Origin of the sequence: Thermoanaerobacter sp. A7A (genome assembly GCF_000445185.1) — a bacterium.
Taxonomy (GTDB): Bacteria; Bacillota; Thermoanaerobacteria; order Thermoanaerobacterales; family Thermoanaerobacteraceae; genus Thermoanaerobacter.
The window spans coordinates 1-5,550 of the sequence record NZ_AVAF01000049.1; the positions used below are offsets into that span (position 1 = coordinate 1).

The 5,550-nt window shown below is 27.9% G+C and carries 10 protein-coding genes; all 10 read right to left on the reverse strand.

Features of this window, described 5'->3' with window-relative positions:
• Nucleotides 1–258 precede the first annotated feature (258 nt).
• On the reverse strand, nt 259–387 hold the full coding sequence (locus M663_RS15125; protein WP_273702605.1) for a hypothetical protein: 129 nt from the start codon (nt 385–387) through the stop codon (nt 259–261).
• Between the two features lie 405 nt (nt 388–792).
• Complete coding sequence (locus tag M663_RS0103070) at nt 793–1,113, reverse strand: hypothetical protein (RefSeq protein WP_029687888.1); 321 nt, start codon at nt 1,111–1,113, stop codon at nt 793–795.
• A gap of 367 nt (nt 1,114–1,480) precedes the next feature.
• On the reverse strand, nt 1,481–1,963 hold the full coding sequence (locus M663_RS0103080) for a CPBP family intramembrane glutamic endopeptidase (RefSeq protein WP_273702606.1): 483 nt from the start codon (nt 1,961–1,963) through the stop codon (nt 1,481–1,483).
• Nucleotides 1,964–2,166: 203 nt separating this feature from the next.
• A complete protein-coding gene (locus tag M663_RS0103085) occupies nt 2,167–2,652 on the reverse strand; it encodes a CPBP family intramembrane glutamic endopeptidase (protein WP_029687890.1) in 486 nt (161 codons plus the stop codon).
• An 88-nt stretch (nt 2,653–2,740) separates the two neighbouring features.
• Nucleotides 2,741–2,944 (reverse strand): lactococcin G-alpha/enterocin 1071A family bacteriocin, encoded by a 204-nt coding sequence (locus tag M663_RS0103095; protein WP_029687891.1) that lies wholly within the window; start codon nt 2,942–2,944, stop codon nt 2,741–2,743.
• 72 nt (nt 2,945–3,016) lie between these two features.
• A complete protein-coding gene (locus tag M663_RS0103100) occupies nt 3,017–3,196 on the reverse strand; it encodes a lactococcin G-beta/enterocin 1071B family bacteriocin (protein WP_029687892.1) in 180 nt (59 codons plus the stop codon).
• A 304-nt stretch (nt 3,197–3,500) separates the two neighbouring features.
• Entirely contained in the window at nt 3,501–3,704 is a 204-nt protein-coding gene (locus M663_RS0103105) for a hypothetical protein (protein ID WP_029687893.1), read from the reverse strand.
• Between the two features lie 349 nt (nt 3,705–4,053).
• Nucleotides 4,054–4,326 carry a Blp family class II bacteriocin gene (locus tag M663_RS0103110; protein WP_029687894.1) on the reverse strand — a complete coding sequence of 91 codons (273 nt, stop codon included), beginning with the start codon at nt 4,324–4,326 and terminating at the stop codon, nt 4,054–4,056.
• A gap of 387 nt (nt 4,327–4,713) precedes the next feature.
• Nucleotides 4,714–4,863, reverse strand: a complete 150-nt coding sequence (locus M663_RS15130) for a hypothetical protein (protein WP_273702607.1) — start codon at nt 4,861–4,863, stop codon at nt 4,714–4,716.
• Nucleotides 4,864–4,953: 90 nt separating this feature from the next.
• Complete coding sequence (locus M663_RS0103120) at nt 4,954–5,133, reverse strand: class IIb bacteriocin, lactobin A/cerein 7B family (protein ID WP_003870880.1); 180 nt, start codon at nt 5,131–5,133, stop codon at nt 4,954–4,956.
• Between the last annotated feature and the right edge of the window lie 417 nt (nt 5,134–5,550).

Sequence of the window (5,550 nt, forward strand, 5' to 3'; positions counted from 1 at the left end):
TTTTTTTTTTGAATTAGCTCCTGCTTGCTATTATTTGCTTAAATTTCCTCTCTTTACTTAGTTTTTTATTATTTTTTGTGTAAAAGAACTATTTTTAAGTGTTTCAAAATATTTCTAAATATTTTTTAAACTTAAATTTTATATTATGCACTTGTAACCTGTTTATCTGTTCCTGCAGTTTCTCTTATTTTCGAGATAGGTATTTTAAGACCATACTGCATTATTGTGCTTTCCCAACTAACTGTGCTATTAAAACATCTAGTGTAGTATATAATATACAAATTTTCCTACTATTTCTCCTATTTTTATTTCACTTAATACTACAAGAGCAACTAGTATAAACAACAAAGAAACCTTAATTACAGCAAAATTATTTAATTTTTCCATCAAAAATTTGATACCAACCTTTTATTTTCCCTTCTCATTAGGTCCTATTGGTTTTCTCAAGAACCAACACCAACTGGGACAGACCATTTACCGTTGATGGGTGGTAATTTTTTATTATTTTAGATCTGATGTTCTATTTTATTGTTCCGCATATTCTAAATTACTTAATTTATTCATTGGATTAACTAATTTACTAGGTTCTTTCATCTTAACTATTTCTTTATAACTATCTTAATACTTACTAATAATAGATATTTTAAAAATTAAGCTGCATCGCAATCTTTTATATTAGGTTGTTTTGTGTATATGTAAAGTTTGAATGTCCACCTTTTATTCTTAAATTTATTTTATGTTTAACGAGTGTATTATACTACTTATTACATTTTTTAAGTTCGCTAATTAAAATTAAATTCCCATTATAGAAAAACCTATAGTCAACAAAACTAATATGGAAATACCCCATATAAATCCTATAATTATTTTTTCTTTCACTTCATCAGGTTGTTTTAATGGTGAATATTTGTAATTCTTGGTATACACTATATAATTTAATATTAAAATTACACATGGATCAAATATCAAAGCTATTACCACTATAATATTTGTATTAGCAATATTACCTGAAATCAATAAGTCCATTAAAAATATCAAAGAAAACAAAACTGCAATTATAGAAATTAAAAAAGTCAAAAAAAACAATATTTTTTCCATTTTCTTAGAACTCATTTTATCGTACCTCATTTCTTTAGTTTCGAGTTATCAGCAAATAGACTTTCTGATAACTCGAAGTCCAATTAGATTAATGACTAAAACCATAGCCAATTGTTGCACCGCCTATACCAGATGCGATAACTGTTAAACTCGCAAGGGCAATCTCACCTGATGCTCCAGCTCCCAAGATAACAGCTACAGGTATAAAAGCAAGTCCACCATTAACCGCTAAAGCTGCAGCCCCTAATATAATACCTGTACCTGCTGAAACAGCAGCCCAATCAACCCCTTCATCAATAATCGCTCCTATACCTATTAATCTTGTTGATTATAAGTATAAATAGTTATAACCAAAAACCCCAAATAAATGGTACGAAAAGTTTTAATTAAAAATTATCAATAATAATGCATTTATTATATTGTGAATACTATGAATAGATAAAACAATTACAAATGAACTTAGCGTTTTATTTTTATAAATCAAGTATGAATAATTTAAAATTACTCCCGCTAAAAAAGTTGAAATAATGTACAACAAACTATAGCTATGCAATATTCCAAAGATTATTGAAGCCACAATTATAAGTAATATCTTGTGATTGTTCAAATAATTTATCTTGCTTAAAAAATAAATTAAAACAACTTGGAAAAGATATGTTTCTACTAATGGACCTATTATTCCTACTAAAATAAACATTAATATTGGTGACATATTAAATTCCGGTCCACTAAAATCAATATTAGAAATATTGGCAAACAAGACCATTAAGTTATCTATTAAATATGAAAATATTATCATTATTATAATATAACATAAATCAGGAAGGTTATTTAAATAGTCATGAATTTTTTTACATATATTCATTAAAATACTCCTTTAACTTTTCATAGCAAAAAATTAATATTAATAGATGGAATAATGATCAACATCAAAGTATTTTTATATTAACTTTTTTTAACAAATATACCACCAATATTTAAAATAAATAATGAAAGTACTTCTATACTCTGCCACACCATCGGATAAAGTTATGAGCAGATTTATAAAGTAAAGCTTTAATTTCCTTGCTACTTAATGAATAAATAATGTAAAACAATCATTATTATATTATAGATACTATGTATAGATAAAACAATCGCAAATGAGCTCATCGTTTTATTTTTATAGATTAAATACGAATAATTAAAAATCAGTCCTGCTAAAAATCCAAAAATTATATAACTAAAACTATAATGATGCCCTATCCCAAAGATCATTGAGGCAATTATTATAAGTAGTATTTTGTTATTATTCAAATAATTTATTTTGCTTAACAAATAAAGTAAAACAACTTGAAATAAATATGTTTCTAATATCGGACCCACTATTCCTGCTAAAATAAGCATTGCTATTGGTGATATATCAAATTTAGGTCCGTTAAAATTTATATTAAAAATAATAGCCAACATTCCTATTAAAACATCTATAAAACATACAAGTATTACCATTATTACAATATACCAATAATCAGAAAGATTATTTAAATAATTGTAAATTCTTCTATAAATCTTCATTAAGCAATACTCCTTTATTTTTGCTTATGCTTAAACTTAAAGTAGGCGAAAACCGCTTATTAACTACTTTTTTACCAAAAAATCCCACTTATGTCCAACCCTGCAATAAAAGTTCTCTATTTCTTTCTTCTTCTCTTGATTTATTCATTATCTCAAAGGCGCTGGGTTGTATGTAAGAAGCACCTTTAAGTAAATAATAAACACCATACCCTACTCCATAGCCAATCCTATATAGGAGGTTGTCATCGCCACCATTTATAGTTATTAATTCCTCTTCTTTCATTGGGATCATGATTATTCACCTCCATCTTTTTTATTAATTATTATTTTCACGTCAAAAGAATATCACTTTTTAAACTATATCTTACCTATCACGATCAAAAGCTGCCTTAAATCCGTCAACAAATCCTTTGCCAAAGTTATATGCTGCATCCAGTACTGATAGTATCTGTGTAAATTTCCCAACAGCTTCCCATGGGCTACCACCATTTATTTCTTGCAACTCATCTTCGTTTAAACATAGCATACTTAAATTAGCTTCCATCTCTTTCACTCCTTTCTTCTGTAAGTTAAAAACGCGGCTTTCGCCTATTTATTTAACCTGCAATGCATGGCAAATTTTTTATCAACTATACGATATGTAAAAAACCCGCTTTTCTTTTTTGTTTTTCCTAAACCTACTACTACGTTTTTCTGTAGTTTTTGTATTTTTTTACTCCAAACTATAGAAAAATATAGGGTTGCTTTTTATTTTTCTTCCATTCTTTAATACAATAATTTATCAAAATCATCATTAAATGCACTTATTATTCTCATAATTACAAAAGTTATTCCGCTACTTTTGTTATTTAAAAATCATTATTTATTTTTTTTTTCTCAATAAATTCAGAGATAATTTTATATAAATATCCTATACTTAAACCAACCAAAGCAGCCACAATTAACGATGCATAAGAAGACATGTTCTTAGTTAACCAACTACTAAGTATTACAGCAATTATTACATAAATTACCATAGGAATGTAAGAATCTTTTTTATTAGCATTTTTCATACTATCTACTCCCTCAAATATAAAAAATAAAAACCATCATCTAGTTATATATCCAATATAACAAATCATTATTATAAAACTGAAAATTTGTCACTTGCAACCATAATCAGTTATATTTAAATAGTTTATTCTTCCAACTTTAACACGAAAATGGGTTTATAAATCAATTTTTATTTCCAATTTATCCAAATCTATAACATCGTTCAAATTATAAAGTGCACTAAAACTAAACGTTATTTATAATAATTTATGCTAATGGTTTTTAAAAAAGATTTATAAGGGAATTGCAGATTTTCAAAATAATCTTATACGCAATTCCCTCAAATCAATATCTGATTTTTTCACAAATTTACGCTATAAAAAGATAAGTCAGCCAAGGATGATCAAAATAATACTTTATTCCCCCAGCAATTGCTCCAACTATTCCGCCAATTAACGAAGAACGTACATCACCTTTTGCTGCACCACCAGCTGCTCCTGTTATAAAACCACCACGTACCTCTTTCCATAAAGCTCCCCAATCAACAGGGTACATTGCAATCGCTGGTCCACCACCATCAACAGTTATTAAATCACTCTCTTTTAATTCTGTAAACCCATCCATTTCCATCACAGCTTCCATCTCTATCCCTTCTCTCCTTTCTATTTCCGCCGGCCAGCTTATGTTTTCCTATTTGGAAAACCTTCCATTATTAGGTTAACTTTTTGCTCTTTCTTTGTCAAAGTTCAAATTACTTCATATTTCTGCATTTTTTTTTTTTGAATTAGCTCCTGCTTGCTATTATTTGCTTAAATTTCCTCTCTTTACTTAGTTTTTTATTATTTTTTGTGTAAAAGAACTATTTTTAAGTGTTTCAAAATATTTCTAAATATTTTTTAAACTTAAATTTTATATTATGCACTTGTAACCTGTTTATCTGTTCCTGCAGTTTCTCTTATTTTCGAGATAGGTATTTTAAGACCATACTGCATTATTGTGCTTTCCCAACTAACTGTGCTATTAAAACATCTAGTGTAGTATATAATATACAAATTTTCCTACTATTTCTCCTATTTTTATTCCACTTAATACTACAAGAGCAACTATTATAAACAATAAAGAAACCTTAATTACAGGAAAATTATTTAATTTTTCCATCAAAAAATTGATACCATCCATTTATTTTACCTCCATAGTTTCTATTGGTTCTCTCAAGGGCCAGCGCTAGCTGGGACAAAGCCTTTACCCTTGACAGGTGCTACCTTTTCATTATTTTCTATCTGCTCTTTCTGCTTCTTTATATCCTACATAAGCTCCTATGCCTAAGCCTATCACAAAAGCTCCCCCTACTATAATACCTGCTATAACTACAGGAGCTATTCCACCGTTAATATCATACAATTCATTTTCAGAAATTTCATTAAATCCAACAACATTCATTAATTCCATTTTTTGTTATACCTCCTCCCACTTTTATTATAGCTTAAATCATGGATGTGTAGCATAATAAATAGCTTTTCCTACATATTCACCAATTTGAATTCCTAGATAAACTACTCCTCCTACTGCTGCTACTGCCCCAGCCACTGCAAGAATTGGCAAAGCACCTCAATTTATTTCTTGAAGTTCTTGCTCAGATGTTATATCTTGTAATCCTCTTTCAGAAAAATTACCTAAATCAAAATTTCTATTTTTGATTATAACTTCCATCTTTTAATTATTTTTTACGTTTTTTATTTCCAATAAATTCAGATATAATTTTGTATAAATATCCTACACCTAGGCTAATCAAAACACCTACAACTAATGATAAATAAAAATTCATATAGTTCATCTATTTTGTTTTCAATGTCGCAGCGTTGGTTG